General features: G+C 47.9%; 19 protein-coding genes and 1 riboswitch. Of the genes, 6 read left to right on the forward strand and 13 right to left on the reverse strand.

Annotated features, from left to right (window positions below; all coding sequences use genetic code 11):
- Positions 1 to 39: 39 nt before the first annotated feature.
- The 5 genes from GVY43_RS08780 to GVY43_RS08800 form a co-directional block, all read right to left on the reverse strand.
- Positions 40 to 876, reverse strand: coding sequence for an ABC transporter ATP-binding protein (locus GVY43_RS08780; protein ID WP_159562927.1), 837 nt, complete (start codon positions 874 to 876; stop codon positions 40 to 42).
- Positions 877 to 1,908, reverse strand: a complete 1,032-nt coding sequence (locus GVY43_RS08785; RefSeq protein WP_159562928.1) for an iron chelate uptake ABC transporter family permease subunit — start codon at positions 1,906 to 1,908, stop codon at positions 877 to 879.
- The gene (locus GVY43_RS08790) at positions 1,905 to 2,906 is read right to left on the reverse strand and encodes an iron ABC transporter permease (protein WP_236548949.1); all 1,002 of its coding nucleotides are present in this window, start codon (positions 2,904 to 2,906) and stop codon (positions 1,905 to 1,907) included. The genes GVY43_RS08785 and GVY43_RS08790 overlap by 4 nt, the downstream gene beginning before the upstream one ends.
- A 20-nt stretch (positions 2,907 to 2,926) precedes the next feature.
- Positions 2,927 to 3,958 carry an iron-siderophore ABC transporter substrate-binding protein gene (locus GVY43_RS08795; protein ID WP_168169901.1) on the reverse strand — a complete coding sequence of 344 codons (1,032 nt, stop codon included), beginning with the start codon at positions 3,956 to 3,958 and terminating at the stop codon, positions 2,927 to 2,929.
- A 155-nt stretch (positions 3,959 to 4,113) separates the two neighbouring features.
- Entirely contained in the window at positions 4,114 to 4,707 is a 594-nt protein-coding gene (locus GVY43_RS08800; protein ID WP_159562930.1) for an FMN-binding negative transcriptional regulator, read from the reverse strand.
- A 71-nt stretch (positions 4,708 to 4,778) separates the two neighbouring features.
- Here GVY43_RS08800 and GVY43_RS08805 point away from each other — a divergent pair, with 71 nt between their 5' ends.
- Complete coding sequence (locus GVY43_RS08805) at positions 4,779 to 5,444, forward strand: haloacid dehalogenase type II (RefSeq protein ID WP_159562931.1); 666 nt, start codon at positions 4,779 to 4,781, stop codon at positions 5,442 to 5,444.
- Here GVY43_RS08805 and GVY43_RS08810 read toward each other — a convergent pair.
- Entirely contained in the window at positions 5,441 to 5,953 is a 513-nt protein-coding gene (locus GVY43_RS08810; RefSeq protein WP_159562932.1) for a GNAT family N-acetyltransferase, read from the reverse strand. The genes GVY43_RS08805 and GVY43_RS08810 overlap by 4 nt on opposite strands.
- Positions 5,954 to 5,966: 13 nt before the next feature.
- The gene (locus tag GVY43_RS08815) at positions 5,967 to 6,419 is read right to left on the reverse strand and encodes a MarR family winged helix-turn-helix transcriptional regulator (RefSeq protein WP_159562933.1); all 453 of its coding nucleotides are present in this window, start codon (positions 6,417 to 6,419) and stop codon (positions 5,967 to 5,969) included.
- 114 nt (positions 6,420 to 6,533) lie between these two features.
- On the opposite strand from GVY43_RS08815, the gene GVY43_RS08820 reads away from it, so the two are divergent.
- Complete coding sequence (locus tag GVY43_RS08820) at positions 6,534 to 6,890, forward strand: DUF2200 domain-containing protein (RefSeq protein ID WP_012727286.1); 357 nt, start codon at positions 6,534 to 6,536, stop codon at positions 6,888 to 6,890.
- Positions 6,887 to 7,336: a DUF1801 domain-containing protein gene (locus GVY43_RS08825; protein WP_159562934.1), complete on the forward strand. Its 450-nt coding sequence runs from the start codon at positions 6,887 to 6,889 to the stop codon at positions 7,334 to 7,336. Before GVY43_RS08820 ends, GVY43_RS08825 begins: the two co-directional genes overlap by 4 nt.
- 18 nt (positions 7,337 to 7,354) lie before the next feature.
- On the opposite strand, the gene GVY43_RS08830 is transcribed toward GVY43_RS08825, so the two are convergent.
- Positions 7,355 to 9,064, reverse strand: coding sequence for a methyl-accepting chemotaxis protein (locus GVY43_RS08830; protein ID WP_159562935.1), 1,710 nt, complete (start codon positions 9,062 to 9,064; stop codon positions 7,355 to 7,357).
- Between the two features lie 203 nt (positions 9,065 to 9,267).
- On the opposite strand from GVY43_RS08830, the gene GVY43_RS08835 reads away from it, so the two are divergent.
- Both GVY43_RS08835 and GVY43_RS08840 read left to right on the forward strand, forming a co-directional pair.
- The gene (locus GVY43_RS08835; protein WP_078147622.1) at positions 9,268 to 9,909 is read left to right on the forward strand and encodes a TVP38/TMEM64 family protein; all 642 of its coding nucleotides are present in this window, start codon (positions 9,268 to 9,270) and stop codon (positions 9,907 to 9,909) included.
- A 129-nt stretch (positions 9,910 to 10,038) separates the two neighbouring features.
- Positions 10,039 to 11,571, forward strand: a complete 1,533-nt coding sequence (locus GVY43_RS08840; RefSeq protein ID WP_159562936.1) for a methyl-accepting chemotaxis protein — start codon at positions 10,039 to 10,041, stop codon at positions 11,569 to 11,571.
- Positions 11,572 to 11,609: 38 nt separating this feature from the next.
- Here GVY43_RS08840 and GVY43_RS08845 read toward each other — a convergent pair whose 3' ends face one another.
- From GVY43_RS08845 to kdpA, 5 genes are read right to left on the reverse strand one after another with little or no spacing between them, the layout of a single operon-like run.
- Positions 11,610 to 12,467, reverse strand: coding sequence for an SDR family oxidoreductase (locus GVY43_RS08845; protein ID WP_159562937.1), 858 nt, complete (start codon positions 12,465 to 12,467; stop codon positions 11,610 to 11,612).
- A gap of 59 nt (positions 12,468 to 12,526) precedes the next feature.
- The gene (locus GVY43_RS08850) at positions 12,527 to 13,606 is read right to left on the reverse strand and encodes a universal stress protein (RefSeq protein ID WP_196431241.1); all 1,080 of its coding nucleotides are present in this window, start codon (positions 13,604 to 13,606) and stop codon (positions 12,527 to 12,529) included.
- Positions 13,606 to 14,097: a potassium-transporting ATPase subunit C gene (locus GVY43_RS08855; protein WP_159562938.1), complete on the reverse strand. Its 492-nt coding sequence runs from the start codon at positions 14,095 to 14,097 to the stop codon at positions 13,606 to 13,608. The genes GVY43_RS08850 and GVY43_RS08855 overlap by 1 nt, the downstream gene beginning before the upstream one ends.
- Positions 14,098 to 14,107: 10 nt before the next feature.
- Positions 14,108 to 16,129 carry a potassium-transporting ATPase subunit KdpB gene (gene kdpB, locus GVY43_RS08860; RefSeq protein ID WP_159562939.1) on the reverse strand — a complete coding sequence of 674 codons (2,022 nt, stop codon included), beginning with the start codon at positions 16,127 to 16,129 and terminating at the stop codon, positions 14,108 to 14,110.
- A 19-nt stretch (positions 16,130 to 16,148) separates the two neighbouring features.
- Positions 16,149 to 17,786 carry a potassium-transporting ATPase subunit KdpA gene (gene kdpA / locus GVY43_RS08865; RefSeq protein WP_159562940.1) on the reverse strand — a complete coding sequence of 546 codons (1,638 nt, stop codon included), beginning with the start codon at positions 17,784 to 17,786 and terminating at the stop codon, positions 16,149 to 16,151.
- A 313-nt stretch (positions 17,787 to 18,099) separates the two neighbouring features.
- Positions 18,100 to 18,242, reverse strand: a riboswitch (cyclic di-AMP (ydaO/yuaA leader).
- A gap of 399 nt (positions 18,243 to 18,641) precedes the next feature.
- Between kdpA and GVY43_RS08875 the strand changes: the two genes are divergently transcribed.
- Positions 18,642 to 19,262 carry a DedA family protein gene (locus tag GVY43_RS08875; protein ID WP_159562942.1) on the forward strand — a complete coding sequence of 207 codons (621 nt, stop codon included), beginning with the start codon at positions 18,642 to 18,644 and terminating at the stop codon, positions 19,260 to 19,262.
- The last annotated feature ends 81 nt before the right edge of the window (positions 19,263 to 19,343 follow it).

Raw genomic sequence — 19,343 nt, forward strand, 5'->3', positions numbered from 1 at the left:
AGAAGGAGCGCTCACCCCTTCTTGACTCTCTATACGTAGTTATACCAATTCAAGCTGCGCGACAGGCGCTTCTTCCGTTTCTGTCTGCACGTGATGACGACCAATCGGAATAACGGAGGGTGAACCCGATACCGGGTCACACATGACCGAACAGCGGAGGTTGAAGACACGATGGATCAAATCACACGTGATGACGTTCGATGGCTTCCCTTCGGCAATCAACTTCCCTTTGTCGAGCGCGAAGATATAGTCCGCATAACGTGCCGACAAGTTGATATCGTGCAACACCATGACAATTGTCGTCCCGTACTTTCGATTCAAGTCCGTCAACAAATCGAGAATCTCGACCTGATACGTGATATCGAGATACGTCGTCGGCTCGTCTAAAAAGAGCACGTCCGTCTGTTGAGCCAGTGCCATCGCAATCCAGACGCGTTGGCGCTGTCCGCCTGACAACTCGTCGATGGGACGATCCGCGAACTCCGTGATGTTCATCATCTCCATCGCCTCGGCGACAGCTTCGTAATCGGCTTTCGTCCACCCCTTTAAGAACGATTGATGCGGGTAACGACCGCGACCGACAAGATCGGCGACCGTGATCCCTTCCGGTACTACCGGGGACTGCGGCAACATCCCGAGGACACGCGCTAGCTTTTTCGGTGCCATTTTCGAAATCGGCTTATCGTAAAGCGTCACTTGACCGGCAGTCGGTTTGATGAGGCGTGCCATCGTCTTCAGAAGTGTCGACTTCCCGCAACCGTTCGCACCGATGATGATGCTGATTTGATTGCTCGGAATTTCAAGGCTGATATCGTTTAAAATCATCTTGTCCTCGTATCCTGAGGTGAGATGTTCCACTTTCATAATGGATGCCATTTAGAAGTCCCCTTTCTGGTTCATCCGGATCAACAAGTATAAGAGATAAGGCGCGCCAATGATGCCGGTGATGACACCGACCGGATAGCGTGCCGTGAAGGCGAATTGTCCGACAAGGTCGGCCGCTAGTACTAAAATGATTCCGACAAGCGCTGCCGGCAAGATTCCCGCGTGGCTCGTTCCGACGAGCCGTTTGGCAATCGGCCCTGCCAAGAAGGCAATAAACGCAATCGGTCCCGTTGTCGCTGTTGCAAGGGCGAGCATGAATACTGCCGCCACAATGAGTAGAAGTCTGGTCTGGTTCGTGTTGATGCCAAGCCCTGTCGCCGCCATTTCTCCGAGCTCGAGCATTTCAAGCTGACGGGTGAGTAACAGTACAATCGGTAAACAGATGAGTACCGTGATGATTAAAGGTGGCAACTCCTCAAGTTTCGCCCCATTTAAACTTCCTGTCAACCACCGCATCGCCATCGCGACATCGTTTTGTCGGCTGATGAGCAATAGATAATTGATGACGGCTGTTAACATCGCTTGAATCCCAATTCCAACTAACACCAAACGACCGATGGAGAAAGTCGCCCCTTTGGATAGGAAATAGATGACCAGCACGGTGACGAGCCCTCCGATAATCGAAGCGATCGAGATTATCGCTTCACTCGATTGTAGGACGACGATACAGAAGACAGCCGCCGCACTGGACCCCGTTGTGATCCCGATGACATTTGGATTGGCAAGCGGATTTCGAAGCATCGTTTGGAAAATCGTTCCCGCAGCACCAAATGCTGCACCGGCAAAGACACCAGCGAGCATACGTGGTAGACGCAATACTTCAACGGCGAACGTCGCCCCTTTTACGTCTTCCCCGAGCAAGACGCGGATGACATCCTGAACCGGATAAATCGTATTGCCCAACATGAGCATCAACCCGCTCAATGCTACCGCTATGATGGTCAAAAGAATCGTCATCCCGACATAACGACGGCGTCGCTTCATGCGACCTTGTCTGATTTGTTCAATCGCTGGTTGCATCATAGTCCTCTTACTTTCACTTTCATTGTCAATAGAATCAAGATCGGTGCCCCGATGAACGCCGTCACAATCCCGACCTCAAGTTCACCTGGACTTCCGAGCAAACGTCCCATGACATCCGAGAAGGTCAAGATGATGGCACCTGCTAAGGCAGACATCGGCATGAGGTAGCGTTGGTCAGGACCGAGCACGAGTCGAATCAAATGTGGGGCGAGAAGTCCGATAAACCCAATCGGTCCAGCGAGTGCAGTCGCAGCCCCACACAGAATCACGCCTGCGAACGAGGCGGTCAACTTCAATGTCCTCGTCCGAACACCAAGACTCTTCGCCATCTCCTCCCCGAGCGCAAGTGCGTTCAAGGAAGGTGCGGTCACTACCGCAATCACGAGACCGATTAGAAGAAACGGTAAAAATGTATAAATCGAATCCAGATTTCCCGCACCGACACTCCCTACTTGCCAAAAGCGGAACTGGTCCATGACGTTTGAGCGTGGAATCATAAGAGCCATGACGAGCGACGATAATGCTGCACTTGTCGCCGCTCCCGCCAAGACGAGTTTGAGCGGGGTCGCCCCTCCCCTTCCGAGTGAACCGATGCCGAAAACGAAAATGGCCGTCAATAGCGCCCCGACGAGCGCAAACCAGATGAACGCACTCGCCGTCGCGATGTTGAAGAATGCGATGCCGATGACGACGGCGAGCGCTGCTCCCGTGTTGACCCCAAGAATACTCGGGTCAGCGATTGGGTTACGCGTCACCGACTGCATGAGTGCACCCGCCACACCGAGTGCTGCGCCACACATAAAACTGAAAATTGTCCGGACGACCCGCTCCCGGACAATGTCTGCCTCATACGACTGAACAGCCGGACGGAATAAACCGTCCAGCAGTTCATTCCATCCGACTGTTCGAGAGCCGAAGGCAAGGGATGCCACGATGCATAGCACCGTCAGTACGAGCGTCCCAACTAACAGGAGCGGGAAGTACTTCGGGGTATGCATCTGTTTCACCTGATTTTGCATCATTTTACTTTCGCAAGGGCATCCGATACGCGTGAAACGTACTCATCAATCGTATATTCAATCGAGAGTGGCGTCGGTGTTCCAGCCGCTGCGAGTGGCGTGTTGTCTTCAATCAATACGACCGATCCGCGTTCGATGGCTGGTACTTTACTGTAGAGCGGGTCTGCTTGAAGCGCCTTCAACGTGTCTTCATTTCCGTATGTGACGAAGATGTCGACGTCGTTCAAAATGTCGGCGTTCTCTTTGCTGAGCTCGAGATAGAAGCTATTTGCTTTTTCAGCTTCGTCGACAATGTTTTGTGGGTACTCCATGCCGAGTTCTTCGATGAAGGCACCACGAGGATCACCTGTTGTATAGATATAGAATTTTGAAAGATCTTCTGCGCTCATCGAGACGAAAGCGGCTTTCTTTCCAGCAATCTCAGGAACGGCTGTCGCTTTGTCAGTAATCAACTGCTCCGTGTCTTTGATTAACTGTTCGCCTTCTTCACCAAGTCCCATTGCGAGTGAGTCATAACGAACCATGTCTTGCCATGAGGTGACCCAAGGTGTTTCTTGATATGCAACGACCGGTGCGATTTGGCTAAGCGTGTCATAGTCTTCTTGCGTGATGCCTGAGTAGGCGGCCAAGATGACATCGGGATTTGAATCTGCGATTGCTTCAAAGTCTAATCCGTCCGTGTCTTGATAGATGTTCGGGTTCTCTTCGCCAAGCGCTGTCAACTTCTCTGCTGTCCATGGGAGCATCCCGCTATCATCTTGGACACCGTAGTTCGCAGCTGAGAATCCGACCGGTACGACATCGAGTGCAAGTGCGACGTCATGGTTTCCCCACGAAATCGTTGCGACACGCTCTGGTTTTTCTTCGATGACAGTCTCACCGAACGCATGCTCGATTGTGATTGGATATCCTTCTGCTGACTCTTCCGTCCCTTCGTTCGTGGAAGCGTTCTCAGCTTCTTCCGAACCACAGCCGGCTAAGATGAGTGCAAACGCTGAAGCAAAAATAAACATATGTAACCACTTCTTCATTGTCTTGTTCACGTGTTTCTTCTCCTTTTTCAACTTCTCTATTTTCTCGATACTGATAATCATTATCAGTTATGAGTATAGACTTGCTATTCCTTCGTGTCAACTGCTATTCGATATAGAAAAATGAAAAAACCTGTCGTTTTAGGACAGGTTTATCAGGACTTTCGATGTTGTCGCATGACGTCCGCGATCGGTTCATCTTGTTTTTCAAGCTCCGATACGATCCGTTCATGGTCCACGTCGTTTCGGTTTTGGCTTAACTTGAACGTCGCCTGCATATCGGTGATGTCGATCCGAAACCCGACGACGCCGTTCATTTGTCGCTTCACCGGTTCGGATAATGCATCCCAACGCACCGCATGCTCACGTTCGCCTTCATGATCGTGAAGTAATCCGGCTAGTTCCTCAACCAACTCGTTTTCATTGAGAATCGTCGCACGTCCATACACGTGTATGGCTTGATAGTTCCATGTCGAGACGTCCTCATGGCCATACCATGACGCTGACACGTAAGCACTTGGTCCTTGAAAGATGACGAGAACGGTTTGATCTTCAATTGTTCGCCACTGCGGATTCGCTTTTGCGACATGGGTCGTCAGTTGACCGTTCGCCTCATCGAATCGTAACGGGACGTGTGTCGCAATCGGCTTATCTCCGTCATGCGTCACAATCGTGCCGAACGGATTGGCATGGAGAAATGCGTAAATCTCTGCTCGTTCTGTGACGGAATATTGAGTTGGAATATACATGTCGAACCCCCTTTCTCCTATTATATTCTGAACAAGACGGGTATAACGACACAGAAGGAGGGATGTTATTTATGAAACCGACGATTAAAGCCATCGTCTTTGACGTATACGGCACCTTATTCGACGTCCATTCGGTGAAGGATGCCTGTGAACAAGAGTTCCCTGAAAAGGGAGCAGCCATCAGCCAAGTGTGGCGGACGAAACAACTTGAGTATTTCTTTTGGCGGCACATGATGGGACGCTATGAAGATTTCGATACAGTGACCCGGGACGCACTCCGTTACGCATTAGCCGTGCATGACGTACCATTCACAAAGGAAATCGAACAACGTCTGATTGCATCGTATGCGCACCTCACCCCGTATAAGGAGGTCGAATCGGTCCTAAAAGAGATGTATGACGTGAAGACCGTCATTCTCTCAAACGGGACGGACGAGATGCTTAAGGCATTGCTTCACAACGCCGGTCTCACCGATTATTTTGATGAGGTTGTCAGCGTCGACGGCATCAAACAACCTAAACCGACGCCTGCCGCCTACATGAATTGGTTCAAAACGTCTGGTCTTCGTCGTGACGAGGTGCTCTTTTTATCGTCGAACGGTTGGGACATCGCCGGGGCGAAAAACTTTGGCTTCCATGCGGCCTGGATCAATCGGAATGACTTACCATTTGAAGCATTTGATATAGAACCAGATGCCATCTATCCGAACTTAAACAACTTGTCAGAATGGCTTTAGTCCGTGAACGGCCTCATGAAAATGAGGTCGTTTTGTGCATCCTCTCCCATAAAGAATGTGTGGACACCCGTTTGTCTGAACCCGTTTCGTCGATAAAATTGAATCGCTCTTTCATTGTGTTCCCATACGCCGAGCCACATCTTTCGTTTGTGTAGTTCCTTCGTCAATTCGGTTGCTTGAGTAAATAACGCTTTCCCCCCCCCTTGACCTTGAAACGCTTCTAATACGTAGATTCGTTCGATTTCAATCGCATCTTCGCCCATCGGTTCAGATTGAGCATCGCGTACGTTCACTTTCAAATAGCCTGCCAACTCACCTTTTACATGTGCAAAATAAAAATAAGAATCGGGATGTGCCAACTCATGCTGCAACTGCTCAGGCGCATACGCTTTTTCTAAGTAAGCGTTCAAATGTTCTTCTGTGTTGTGACGTGCGAACGTCTCCGTAAATGTCTGGATGCTAATGTGACGTAAGGCTTCTACGTCTGTCACTTTTGAGATTTCAATCATGTTCTCGCTCCTCTCAGTATTCTCGATACTTGCCTTTCTTCACTTCGGTCCAATCTGTTTCAACATTACGTCGTACTTTTTTCAAAAGGCGTAACAACTCCTCACTTTCTTTCTCGTCGAATCCTGATAATGCGACCGATGTAGAATATTCGTGTTCGCGAATGATGAGCGGGTACAATACCTCTCCTTTCTCCGTCACGTATAAACGTCTGATTTTCTGATTATCAAGATCTGGTCGCCTCTCAATCCATCCTTCTTGCTCCAGTTTCTTGATGGCACGTGCGGCGGTCGTCCTGTCTACCTTAATCAACTCTGCTAGCCGTTCTTGAATGATACCTGGGTGTTCAAAAATCCTAACGATGTACAAGTACTTCCCTTTTTCTAAACCGAGTGCCTTGAATTCAATGTTGCTGATTGAATCGAGGGCACGCGCAATCATCCCGATCTCTCGTAAATGGTCATGCATCATTAGACACCTCTACTTTTTGTTGCAAATGCAACAAAATACTTTATATAAGCGTATCGTAATTTGTGAGAGAATGGAAGTAAGAATTTTCGCTAAGAAGGAGATGAATGAAAGATGGGTCACCGAATCTATACCACGAGTTTCGCGAGCGTTTATCCACTCTACGTCGCCAAAGCCGAACGCAAAGGACGGACGAAGGAAGAAGTCGACACCATCATCGAATGGTTGACCGGTTACGATGAGACCGGACTCGAACGTCAGATAGCCAATCAAGTCGATTTTGATACGTTTTTCGCTTCAGCACCTCGTCTGAATGAAGACCGCGCCCTCATCAAAGGTGTCGTCTGTGGGGTTCGTGTCGAGAACGTTGAAGAACCACTCATGCGTGAGATCCGTTATTTGGACAAACTCATCGATGAGTTGGCAAAAGGAAAGAAAATGGAGAAGATCTTACGAGGAGGCGAATCATGATGGATGTGACGGCACTCGTCGACGAGGCACGGCTCGATTCATTTATTCATCTGCTCGAGGTCATCGATGATCATTTACCTGGCGGATTTGAAAAAACGACGGACGGACATGGTGTCCATTACGTCGTTCCACTCGATCGATATCCGTCCGGGTATCATGTCACACCGGGGACGCCACTACCGTTTATCAGTGTAATCGCACAAAAGCGCCATGTCGGACTGTATCACATGGGCATTTACGCCGACCCTGAATTACTCGCTTGGTTCGAACGGGAGTATGCGAGTCGTGTCCCGACGAAACTTGATATGGGGAAAAGCTGTATCCGTTTCAATAACGTGAAGCGAATCCCGTTTGACTTGGTCGGAGAACTCGTCGAGAAGATGACTGTCGAGGAATGGATTCAGCACTACGAAGGACAACGAAATAATAAAAAAGAGTCCGACTAATTTTCGGACTCTTTTCATTTACACAGTAAATCGATTCGTCATCTCTCGCATCTCATCCGCCATATTCGATAATTCTTGAGCGGCTGCCGTAATTTCTTCCATTGATGCCATCTGTTCTTCAGTAGCTGCTGATGTGTTCTCTGTTTCTGTGGCAGTCGATTCAGTAATTCCTTGAATCTCATTCACAGAGTTCAACACTTCTGTCGCTCCCGCCGCCATTTCTTGTACAGCACTGGACACTTCTTCTATTTGTTGCCCGACTTCTTCAATGGCCACTTTAATTTCATCAAACGCAACACCTGTCTGCCGCACGTTCGTCACACTCTGTCCCATATCACCTTCTACGACATGCATCGTCTCTACGGCATGCTTTGTTTCTGTCTGTGTGTGATGAATTAGAGAGGAAATTTGTTTGGTCGCATCGGCTGATTCTTCCGCAAGTTTTCGTACTTCTGCAGCAACGACTGCAAACCCACGTCCCTGATCTCCTGCGCGCGCTGCCTCGATTGCTGCATTTAATGCAAGTAAGTTCGTTTGCTCTGCAATTCCTGAAATGGTCCCACTGATTGTACCAATCTCTTGAGAACGAGTATTAAGCTGCTCAATGACTTGTTGCAACGTCTTCACTTTTTCATTCATCGCTTCAAGCTGATGTTCAAGCGTTTCGATTAGCTCATTCCCTGATTGTACTTTGTCCAATGCCCCTTCCGATAATACAGTCATCTGTTGAGCACGATCAGAGACTTGGTGAATGCCATTCGTCAATTCTGAAAGGGTACCATTTGAAGACTTGACCCGTTTCAACTGATGGAGTGAACCCGAAGCGATTTCTTCCATCGTCACAGCTACCATCTCTGTCGCTTTTGTCGTTTCTTCTACGTTATTTTTCAAATCGTCCGATGAAGTCGCCACACGCCCAGCAGTCGAAGTCACTCCACCAATCAACTCTCGTAAACTTTCTTTCATCTGATTGAATGACTGTGCGAGCGCCCCGATTTCATCGCGTGATGTGTATGTGCTATTGACTGTCAAATCCCCTTCACCGGCACGACTCATCAATACGTTCAATTCTTTCACCGGACCAACCACAAGGCGCGTGATGTAGACGCCTAATCCAATTGAAAGCGTAGCTCCCAAAATGACAAGACCCCAAAAGATAAACACAGCACGCTCTCGATCAGACCGCATCGTATCACTGGCCGTTTCCGCATCCACATTCAACTGATCCATAACTTCTTTCGCTGTCTCAACAAGCGCAAGTCGAATTGGTCGTAATTCTGTTCCATATTGTCGGTAAGCAGATTCATTTTCATTTCGTAATGCAGGTTGCAATACGACGTCTATGCTTTCCAAATATGCGTTCGTCTCCTCATTCAACTTTTCGATTCGACTCATTAATTCAGGATCTTCTGTCGAAATCGAATCATTAAATACTTCGAGATCGGTAACCATACTCTCCCGACGCTCTTCAATATTTTTTTGTAACTCTTCATTTCGAGCACTTTCGGTCGTCAACATTAGTTCTAACAAGTGACTGTCGATTGCACGATTATCGGTTCTCAACTGTCCAATGGCACGAATCGGAATCAATCTCTCTTCGTATATCTTTTCTCCGGCATCAGCCATTCTTCCAATCAACACATGGCTTAACATTGAAATCATGACGAGTGTCACAACGAATAATGAAATCAATACTGTAAACTTCTTAGACATGCTTAAATTTTTCATCATTTTCCCTCCCATTCTATTTATCGTGTCGAATTTGTGAAAAATGAAGCAATGTTTAGAAAGCATTGACCTAAGTTTCGATTCGGATAGCTACCCCTTTGCTCCATCTCGTTACACCTTTTGTAAGCCGGCTCGCATTTATGTTGCATGGAGATGCAGTATACTAACATCAGATACATTCGGTTACGAAAGGAGCGGACAACTTGTCACGACCACTCAAACTCACACTCTTTCTTCTCGTGTTTGGATCTTTGTTTTATATCACCCATTTTCACTATGAGTTGCGTCCGTCTGACATCCGGGACATCGTCTTGTCATTCGGATTTTGGGGTCCACTCTTCTTTATTTTTCTTTATGCCATCGGTCCGGTCGCATTTTTACCGACATCCGTCCTCTCGCTCGGAGCCGGACTCGCGTTCGGCGTATGGCCAGGTGTCCTCTATATCATTATTGGTGCAACTGCTGCTGCGACGACCGGTTATGTGATGGGGCGTTTTTTCGGACGCTCAGTCATCAACGTCGACCGCTATCCATGGTCAGAGAAACTGTTCACACAAATGGAGCGTCGTGGCTTTTTATATGTATTTGTCCTCCGGCTCATCCCGCTCGTCAGTTTCGACTTACTTAGTTATGCCGGTGGAATCTCACGTGTTCGCTTCCGCGCCTTCGTACCGGCGACCGTGCTCGGCATGATCCCAGGTACGTTCGCCTACAGCTTCCTCGGGGCGAGCCTCGCCTCAGGCAGTGTCACCACGATTTTCATTGCCGCGCTCGTCTTCGTCGGCTTGATTGTCGTGACGTACATCTTCCGAGAACCGGTTAAAAAATGGCTTGGATTGAATTGAAATTTTATGAGAGAGAGCTTTATGCTCTTTTTTTGTGCCTTGAACATGTAATCCGTATAAACTTCTATACTATTCATCCGATATGTATAGAGCTACAACAAATGAACACGAGAATGTGAGGAAAGAATGATGAGTTTGATTAAAAGAAATCAGTTGATGTTGTTGACGACGTTATTGATTGTGATGACGTCGGTTGTTGTCCATTTGCTACATCGTTTCACGGACTTTGCCTATGCGTATACGATTCTGCGAAACGGTGCGGACGGTTACGTGTACTCCGGAGTAACATGGGTCTTGTTCGCCCTTCCAATCGTCTTCTTTGGAATGATGATCGTCACAGTTAAGCGAGAATCCGTAGCATTTCCTTATTGGATGATGCTGACACTCACCTTCGCAAGCATCTCGACCGTTGCTGGAGGACAAGGACTTGTTGAATATCACTTCTCCATTTTTGTCGTCTTGGCGATTTTGTCGTTCATGCGTCGCATCGACTTGATTTTGTATAGTGCCGGAATCTTTGCTGTGCAACATCTAGTCGGATACTTTTTAATCCCTGAGATGATTTGTGGAACGAGCGAATATCCGTTCAGTTTACTACTCGTCCATGCCGTGTACTTGATTCTTCTGAGTGTTGTGCTTGTCGCCCAAATACACTTCCGTAATAACGAGACGCAACATGCCGAGGCACAGGAGCAAGAAACACGACAGTTGTTACAACAAGCGATTCATGATGTCAGTGCCCTCGTTCAATCGTTAAACAGTCACGCCGAAGAGCTTGAATCTGCTGCTAACCAGTCTCTTGAATCTGGTGAGCAAATCGCTGTCACGGTCGACCCGATTGTCGCACATGCTTCATCCCAACAGGAATCCATGGTGCAAGGGGCAGATGAAATTCACTCAATCCGGTCTTTGACGGCGCTCATTCAAGAACGAATGGCCCAGACGGCCGCAGCGTCCTCGCGCATCGCTAAAGATGCCCTTGCTGGGAACAAAGACATGCGACTGATGGAAACAAAAGTACAAGAAATCATTACCGAATCGGAACAACTCGACCGGATTGTTGCGACGATGTCGAATCGTTCAAATGAAATCCAAGGAATCTTGCAACAAGTCGGTTCGATCAGTGAACAGACGAACATGCTCGCCTTGAATGCATCTATTGAAGCGGCTCGTGCCGGTGAGGCTGGACGAGGATTCGCCGTTGTCGCCTCCGAAGTCGGGAAACTCGCTGTCCAATCGCGTGAATATGCATCCGAGATGACCCGAGTCCTCGGTGGATTGATGGAAGATACGACCGTCGTATCCAAATCAGCGCATCTTTTCAAACAAGCGACCGAAAACTGTCAAACGGTCACGAACGATGTGACGGCTGTCTTTGGCCGTCTTACAGAAGATGTATCAGAAATCGACGAACAAATTGCTTCGATTCAAGAGACACGCCAGCGGGTCACGACACAGATGGAAGCACTCGAAACACGACTTGAATCGACGAAATATGCGGCGAATGAACTTCAACAACAGATTCACCATGTTGCCGCAGCAACGGAAGAGCAAGTCGCCATTCAAAAAGAACTCAGCTCGATGTCGGACCGACTCGCTCTAACCGCGAATTCGCTTGAAGACGTGACGACTCAACTCGAGGATCACGCCACTCGCGCCTAACACAAATGCCCTCGACCAAGTGGTCGAGGGCATTTTACTTATCGGTCGAGCAATTGACGAATTCCTTCTTGAAGAGGTGTGACCGGGCGTCCGAGAACCGGTTCGAAGTCACTCTCATGAATTTCGAGCGTTCCTTGACGAATGCTTCGCTGAATCCCCGCAAGAATCGCAACGACTTCCTCTGGCAATCCAGCCCCGCGCATCGTCTCTTCGTATGCCTCGAGACTCAACTCCTGCATCATCACTTCACGACCTAACACTTCACTGAGCGCGTCTACAAGATCTTGCTGGGTATGAAGTGGTCCTGATAGTTCATAGACCGCATTGTCCTGTTGTTCTTTTAACAGAACATTCGATGCGGCTTCCGCATAATCTTGTTGTAGAGCCCAACCGACTTTACCGTCCCGAGCCGCCGTGATCCATGGCGCCCCGTCAATTACCACTTGAATGCTTGATAACTCGTTTTCTAAGTACCAGTTGTTCCGTAAGAACGCATGTGGAATACCGGACTCGACAATCGCTTCCTCTGTGACGACATGTGGAGGTGCCATCAAGTTCTCACTGTCTGTCGCATCGGCTAGACTCGTGTAGGCAATGAATGAAACACCTGCCCGTTTCGCCGCCTCAACCGCGTTCGTATGTTGACGAATCCGCGTATCGTTATCGCCATCTGCCGAGATGATCAAAAGACGCTCAACACCTTTGAACGCTTCATCGAGTGTGTCTGGCTGATCAAAATCACCATGTCGCACATCAACGCCACGCTCTTTAAGAGACGCCGCCTTCTCCGGATTCCGTACACTTACAGCGAGCTCACTCGCATCAATCGACTTGAGTAGTTCCTCTACAATTTTCGAGCCGAGTTTCCCCGTTGCTCCTGTGACTAAATATTTCATAAAACCCCTCCTTTGTTCGCATGATTCACTCTTCCCGTTCATACGACCCGTCACACCTGTCACGTTTGATCCGAGACGATATGGATGTCCACCTGCTTCAATTCCCGCATGATGACATTCACAATCGACCCGCGCATGACTTCTTGCCAGCGTGTCCTTGCTGATTGTCCAAGAATCAATTGGGTAATGCGTTTTTCTCGTGCCGTAGTCGTTAAACTCTTCGTTAGTTCTTTCCTCGGTACATTCAAGACAATCACTTCTGCCTGGAATGATGCACCTTGCTCTCGAACTTCTTTTAGAATGGCAGTCTGCTCAGGTGTCAATTTTCTCTCCTCACCATGGAGGACAGACAAGATATAAAGTTTCGCTTTGAGTCGACTCGCCATGCGAAATCCTCGATAGATCAAATGTCTCGCATTGTCATTGAGCTGAATACAGACCATGATCCGCTCTTGGAGGAGCGTCGGATCAGACACCACATTTTTTCGGGTTCGATAGACTTGATCATCGACTTCATCCGCTACTTGTCGAAGCGCAATCTCACGCAGACTCGATAGATTGGTCAGCGTAAAAAATGACGACAGACTTTGTTCAATTTTGTCCGGTCGATAAATCTTCCCTTGTCTCATCCGCTCTTGTAACGTCTGCGGTGTCACATCGACGAGCAGAATTTCATCAGCCTGATTGAGGAACAGATCTGGAATCCGTTCTCTTACCTCTACGCCTGTGATGCCTTTCACGGTCAACAGTAGACTCTCAAAATGCTGAATATTAACGGCCGCATATACATTGATTCCGTTCTCTAACAACACCTGCACGTCCTGGTATCGCTTTGCCCGCACTGAGCCTGGGGCATTCGTATGAGCCAACTCATCAACGAGGACGATATCAGGATGAAACGATAAGATGGTCTCGACGTCTAACTCTTTCAGTTCGTGTCCTTTATAAAATAGCGAAAGAAGAGGGACGATTGGCAAATCGCCAATCATCGCCTCTGTTTCGTTTCGTCCATGTGTCTCAATCAATCCAATCATGACCGAGACCCCTTCTTGCTGACGAGCCCGTGCATCTGCCAACATTTTATACGTTTTGCCTACACCCGGTGCGGCTCCGATATAAAGTCGAAGTTTGCCTCGCATCAGTTCAACTCATCTAGTGCAAGATTCATCATCAAGACATTGACGTACGATTCACCGTCAGCCGTGTCTTGAATGACGCCTTCGACTTCAGCCGTCGCCATCGAACGTGCGTCGCTGATACGATCGACTTGTGACATCGCATGTTCTATCGAGATATGCGGATCAAGTCCAGATCCGGATGTCTCAATCGCTCCCGCAAGTTCGGGATCGTGTTTCGGACGGTCCGGATTACTTTCTGCCATGTTATCGCCGCCCGATTGACCAGTGAGTTGATCGACTGCTGTTGGTCGGCCGTGGAAGTAACCTTCCGAAACGAAAGGTTGTGCGATCCACTTTGATCCAATCTGTTCACCATCGCGTTCGATCAAACTACCTTCAGCTTGACTCGGAAATAGTGCCTGACCTGCTACTGTTAAAGCGAGTGGATAAGCCACACCGCATAAGATCATCGTCAAACTGACGACGATACCTGCTTGTTTTATAGAAGACATTCGGTCCACCTCACATGAATAAGTTTAAGACGATGTCGAGCGCTTTGATTCCCAAAAACGGGACAATCACACCACCGACACCATAAACGAGTAAATTTCGACGTAACAACTTCTCGGGACCGACCGGGTCGTAACGAACCCCTTTCATCGCAACTGGAATGAGAAGTGGGATGATCAAGGCATTGAACAAAAGTGCGGCCAAGATGGCTGACTCAGGTGAGCCGAGACGCATCACGTTCAACCAATCCATCTCTGGGATAAATGCAACGAACATAGCCGGCAAGATGGCGAAGTATTTGGCCACATCGTTCGCAATCGAGAACGTCGTCAAAGCCCCGCGTGTCATCAGTAACTGCTTACCGATTTCGACCACTTCAATGATTTTGGTCGGATCCGAATCTAAATCAATCATATTCGCCGCTTCTTTCGCGGCCTGTGTCCCCGAGTTCATGGCGAGACCGACGTCTGCCTGTGCGAGCGCCGGGGCATCATTCGTACCGTCCCCCGTCATGGCGACAAGATGACCTGCTTTTTGTTCTGCTTTGATGACACGAATCTTATCTTCTGGTTTACACTCCGCTACGAATTCATCGACACCAGCTTCGCGTGCAATCGTCGCGGCCGTCAACGGATTATCTCCCGTGCACATGATGGTCTTGATTCCCATCTGACGCAAGCGATCGAAGCGTTCACGCATACCCGGTTTCACCGTATCTTTCAAGTGAATCACGCCGACAATCCGTGCATCTTCTGAGATGACGAGCGGTGTGCCGCCTTCTTTCGAAATCGCATCGACTTGATCCTGTAAGTCGCTCGGAATCATCCCACCTTGAGCACTCACCCAGTTAATGACGGCGGACGCCGCACCTTTTCGGACACGTCGACCGTCTGCCAAGTCGAGTCCCGACATACGTGTTTCTGCTTTGAATGGAATGATCACCGCATCTTGTTTCGGTGACTCATCTAATTCTCCCCAGCGTTCTTTTGCAAGCGTCAATACAGAGCGCCCCTCTGGTGTCTCGTCTTCCAAAGACGTCAAGACGGCGACTCCAAGCGCTTGCGAAGCTGTGATTCCTTCTACTGGAAGGACTTCAAATGCCATCCGGTTTCCGAACGTGATGGTCCCCGTCTTATCTAAAATGATGGTTCGAATGTCTCCAGCCGCCTCAACGGCTTTCCCGCTCATCGCAATGACATTGAATCGCGTGACCCGGTCCATCCCGGCAATCCCGATGGCGGATAAGAGTCCACCAATCGTTGTCGGAATGAGACAAACGAGAAGTGCAATTAAAATGGGTGGTGACAATTGGAAGCCGAGATAGTTCGTAAACGCAGGGAGTGTCAAAACGACGAGTAAGAAAATCATACTGAGCGAAACAAGAAGCAGGGACAAGGCAATCTCATTCGGTGTTTTTTGACGTTTCGAGCCCTCGACAAGGGTAATCATCTGGTCAAGGAACGATTCACCTGGGTTGCTTGTAATCTCGACCTCAATCCGGTCACTGACGACAAGCGTTCCCCCGATGACGGAAGAGAAGTCTCCGCCAGACTCTTTAATCACTGGCGCCGATTCCCCTGTAATCGCAGATTCATCAATCGAAGCAAGCCCGGCGATAATTTCGCCGTCTCCCGGCAGGTAGTCTCCGGCGCGCACTTCGACGATATCTCCTTTTCGAAGGAGCGACGAAGCGACTTCCTCAATCCCATCTTTCACAATTCGACGTGCCATCACATCATTTTTAGATGCTCGAAGGGTAGCTGCCTGCGCCTTCCCTCGTCCTTCTGCAATCGCTTCGGCAAAATTGGCGAACCATAACGTGACGAGCAAAATGAGCGTCACTGCCAAGTGAAATCCTCGCATCTCGTCCGACAGCATCGTATAAACGAGCGATAATAAGAATCCGCCCCATACGAGGAACATGACCGGTTGTTTCACCATCGTCCGTGGATCTAGTTTTTTGACTCCGTCCCACATGGCAGGAACAATCAAGCTCGTGTCAAAGCGGCGTGTCTGTTTTTCTAGTTCATTCATCTTCTATTCTCTCCTATGTTCAACGTATCATGAGCCATTCGGCGAATGGTCCAAGCAACAACACTGGTAAAAAGGTCAAGGCACCGACAATGACAATCACACCGAACAGAAGTGATGTAAATAGCGGCGTGTCGGTCCGAAGTGCCCCATCGTCCGTGACACGTGGTTTCATTTGAAGACTACCTGCCATCGCCACCATTAATAAAAGCGGAATATATCGACCGAAGAACATCGCAAAGCCTGCCGTGATATTCCAAAACGGAGTCGCATCCAATAAACCTTCGAATCCGGATCCGTTGTTGGCGACAGCGGATGTATACTCATACAAGATTTGTGAAATCCCGTGAGGGCCAGCGTTCGTGATGGCCTCTTGTCCTGGCTGTACGACGAGCGCCAAAGCCGTAAATCCTAAAATAAGGAGTGGGGAAACAAGAAGCGTTAATGCGACAAGCTTCATCTCGCGTCCCTCGATTTTCTTCCCGAGCACGGTTGGCGTCTGTCCAATCAAGAGGGCTGCGACAAAAATGGTGATGATTACATACATCATCAAGTTCATGAAACCGGCACCGACCCCACCAAAGACAACGTTCAACATCATGTTTCCCATCAAGATGATGCCGCTAAGAGATGGAAGCGAGTCGTGCATCGCATTGACTGCGCCAGTCTCAGCAGCTGTCGTCACCGCGCCGTAAAGCGCTGTACCAATTGCCCCGAAGCGCATCTCTTGTCCATGTAAAGAGGGGTTCGAGTACAAAGTGGCGTACATGGCCACTGTTCCAATGACGAACAAGAAAAGCATGACACCAAAGTAAAGGAATCCTTGTTTTCGTTTCTTCGCCATCGACCCGTAGATGAACGGCAATGACATCGGTAATAAGAGCATCAAGAAAAGATGGATGTAATTCGTCCACTTGCTTGGGTTTTCAAATGGATGCGCACCATTTACCGCATAGTAGCCCCCACCGTTATTCCCGAGCTGTTTGATGACCTCAAATGATGCGATCGGTCCTCGTTGAATCGTTTGGCTCGCCCCTTCGATCGTTGTGACGACAGTATTCGGACTAAGGGTTTGTGGGACACCAAACGCAATCAACCACATACCGAAAAATAAGCTGATTGGTAAGAGCACGTACACGATGACGCGTACAAAGTCGAAATAGAACTGACCAATCTGCTTTCCAAGAATCGCTCGAATGAAAGCCATCGCCATCGTCAATGCCATCGTTGGCGCCACGAACATGAGTGTCGATAAGACGAACATCTGTGATAAGTGAGAGAGCGCCTCACCTGAATAGTGCTGTTGGTCTGTATTGGTCATAAAACTGATGACCGTATGGAATGCTAGATGCCAGTCTAAGTTGACGGCCCCATTCGGATTGAAGGGCAACACTCCTTGAAAGCGAAGCAACACATAACCAATCAATAAAAATAGTAAATTGAGTGTCAAAAAATCTTTTGCATAGCCAAACCATGTTTGCTTTTCACGCTCATTTATTCGAAGGCGACGTGTGATCCTCGTCTCGAGCGCTTTCCCTACATAGTTTGGTCGTTCTTGAATCGGTACAAACCGCCGTCCAATATAGCCACCTAACATGGCACTGGCTGTCATCGTGATTGTGATGAGCAAACTCAACGTGATGATGAATGTAACCCACATCGTTCGTCCTTCTCCTCTGTCTTTAAAATTTTTCTGGTTTTAGTAATGCAACGGTTAAGCAAGCGAGATACCCAATTCCAATCGCTAAAAGCACGATATACATGTCGTCACCCCTGTTCATTCCAGTGCATCCGATCAATCGAACGAATCATCACATTCATAGACGCCACTAAACCAATGAGTAAAGCAATTGCGAATAAATCAACCATATAATAACCTCTTTTTTCATTTTTTTACTTTATTTAACATTAAAAAATATACAAAAAACCACAGGAGCAAGAAACGGCTCCAGTGGCATATCACTGCATGAGTCGGATCCCCCTAATAACGCCTACGAGGTTAGCTGTCGGATTCGGGCTTGCCTAGGTTGGCCCTACCTCACTTGAGGATTCACCCCAGTCCAGATTGGACAGTGGGTCCCCCGCTTCCGTCTCCGGAACTCGGCGAAAAGATTTCAACAATACGTATGAAGTTGATGAGATGGATGTTACTCCGATTCAAAATGACTGTAAATAACTTTTCATAAAAAATTTTTTAACTTAAATTGTCAGATTTATCCGAATGATTTTTGTGAAATGAATATGATTATTTATAAGTTTTTTTATTCCTAGTTTCTTCATACTTAATTTGCAGTTCAGAAAATCACGCATCGAAGTCACTCCGTATATTTGTGGTCACTTCTGCGATATATGTAAGAATAATCACTTTCAAGTGAGTTTGACCTTGAAATTACTCTTTCGTGACATCAAAAAAAATCGTTTGAAAACACTTTACATCTTAGGATGGATGTCCAAATCGTCGTCATTCGACTTATTGTTGATGGAGAATATGAATTAGGTAGGAGACGATCACGGTATGGAGCAATGGATTCAACAAATCATTGAACAGTTTGGTTATTTCGGAGTCATGTTTCTTATTTTTGTTGAGAATGTGTTCCCCCCAATCCCATCCGAATTAATCTTAATTTTTGGCGGTTTTTTCACAACTACAACCACACTCAATCCTATTTGGATGATTGTTGTGGCAACAGTCGGAGCACTCCTCGGTGCCGTTGTCCTTTATGGGATTGGACTTTTACTGGACCGAGAACGTCTCGAGTCATTCATCACCCGTAACGGCAAAAGAATTTATCTGAAAATAGAAGATGTTCGAATGGCTGATCGCTGGTTTGATCGATTCGGTCCAAAATTAGTATTCTTCGGTCGGTTCGTTCCCGTCGTACGCAGTTTGATTTCGATTCCAGCCGGTATGTCGAATATGCCGTTCCTTCAATTTATCGTGTTGACGACATGCGGGACGCTCATTTGGAACACGGTACTCATTTTTATTGGTGTTGTAGTCGGCGAGAATTGGCAAGTTTGGTTAGGGTATATCGAAATGTATTCACATGTGATGTATATGTTTTTAGGATTCACAATAATCGCTGTTGTCGGTTGGACGGCTCGCATAGTGTTAAGAAGACGCTCTACACATTGACCACTCCTTTTCGAGTGGTTTTTGATTTTTACGCTTGACTTTGAGTTCTTATGAACTTAAATTAAATATATAGAAGTTCAT

This window comes from Exiguobacterium sp. 8H (assembly GCF_902506255.1).
Classification (GTDB): domain Bacteria; phylum Bacillota; class Bacilli; order Exiguobacteriales; family Exiguobacteriaceae; genus Exiguobacterium; species Exiguobacterium profundum.

Bases quoted from the DNA above. Each gene is read 5' to 3' on its own strand.
- GVY43_RS08780 (WP_159562927.1), bottom strand. From the start codon at position 876: ATGGCATCCATTATGAAAGTGGAACATCTCACCTCAGGATACGAGGAC.
- GVY43_RS08785 (WP_159562928.1), bottom strand. From the start codon at position 1,908: ATGATGCAACCAGCGATTGAACAAATCAGACAAGGTCGCATGAAGCGA.
- GVY43_RS08790 (WP_236548949.1), bottom strand. From the start codon at position 2,906: ATGCATACCCCGAAGTACTTCCCGCTCCTGTTAGTTGGGACGCTCGTA.
- GVY43_RS08795 (WP_168169901.1), bottom strand. From the start codon at position 3,958: ATGAAGAAGTGGTTACATATGTTTATTTTTGCTTCAGCGTTTGCACTC.
- GVY43_RS08800 (WP_159562930.1), bottom strand. From the start codon at position 4,707: ATGTATATTCCAACTCAATATTCCGTCACAGAACGAGCAGAGATTTAC.
- GVY43_RS08805 (WP_159562931.1), top strand. From the start codon at position 4,779: ATGAAACCGACGATTAAAGCCATCGTCTTTGACGTATACGGCACCTTA.
- GVY43_RS08810 (WP_159562932.1), bottom strand. From the start codon at position 5,953: ATGATTGAAATCTCAAAAGTGACAGACGTAGAAGCCTTACGTCACATT.
- GVY43_RS08815 (WP_159562933.1), bottom strand. From the start codon at position 6,419: ATGCATGACCATTTACGAGAGATCGGGATGATTGCGCGTGCCCTCGAT.
- GVY43_RS08820 (WP_012727286.1), top strand. From the start codon at position 6,534: ATGGGTCACCGAATCTATACCACGAGTTTCGCGAGCGTTTATCCACTC.
- GVY43_RS08825 (WP_159562934.1), top strand. From the start codon at position 6,887: ATGATGGATGTGACGGCACTCGTCGACGAGGCACGGCTCGATTCATTT.
- GVY43_RS08830 (WP_159562935.1), bottom strand. From the start codon at position 9,064: ATGAAAAATTTAAGCATGTCTAAGAAGTTTACAGTATTGATTTCATTA.
- GVY43_RS08840 (WP_159562936.1), top strand. From the start codon at position 10,039: ATGAGTTTGATTAAAAGAAATCAGTTGATGTTGTTGACGACGTTATTG.
- GVY43_RS08845 (WP_159562937.1), bottom strand. From the start codon at position 12,467: ATGAAATATTTAGTCACAGGAGCAACGGGGAAACTCGGCTCGAAAATT.
- GVY43_RS08850 (WP_196431241.1), bottom strand. From the start codon at position 13,606: ATGCGAGGCAAACTTCGACTTTATATCGGAGCCGCACCGGGTGTAGGC.
- GVY43_RS08855 (WP_159562938.1), bottom strand. From the start codon at position 14,097: ATGTCTTCTATAAAACAAGCAGGTATCGTCGTCAGTTTGACGATGATC.
- kdpB (WP_159562939.1), bottom strand. From the start codon at position 16,129: ATGAATGAACTAGAAAAACAGACACGCCGCTTTGACACGAGCTTGATT.
- kdpA (WP_159562940.1), bottom strand. From the start codon at position 17,786: ATGTGGGTTACATTCATCATCACGTTGAGTTTGCTCATCACAATCACG.
- GVY43_RS08875 (WP_159562942.1), top strand. From the start codon at position 18,642: ATGGAGCAATGGATTCAACAAATCATTGAACAGTTTGGTTATTTCGGA.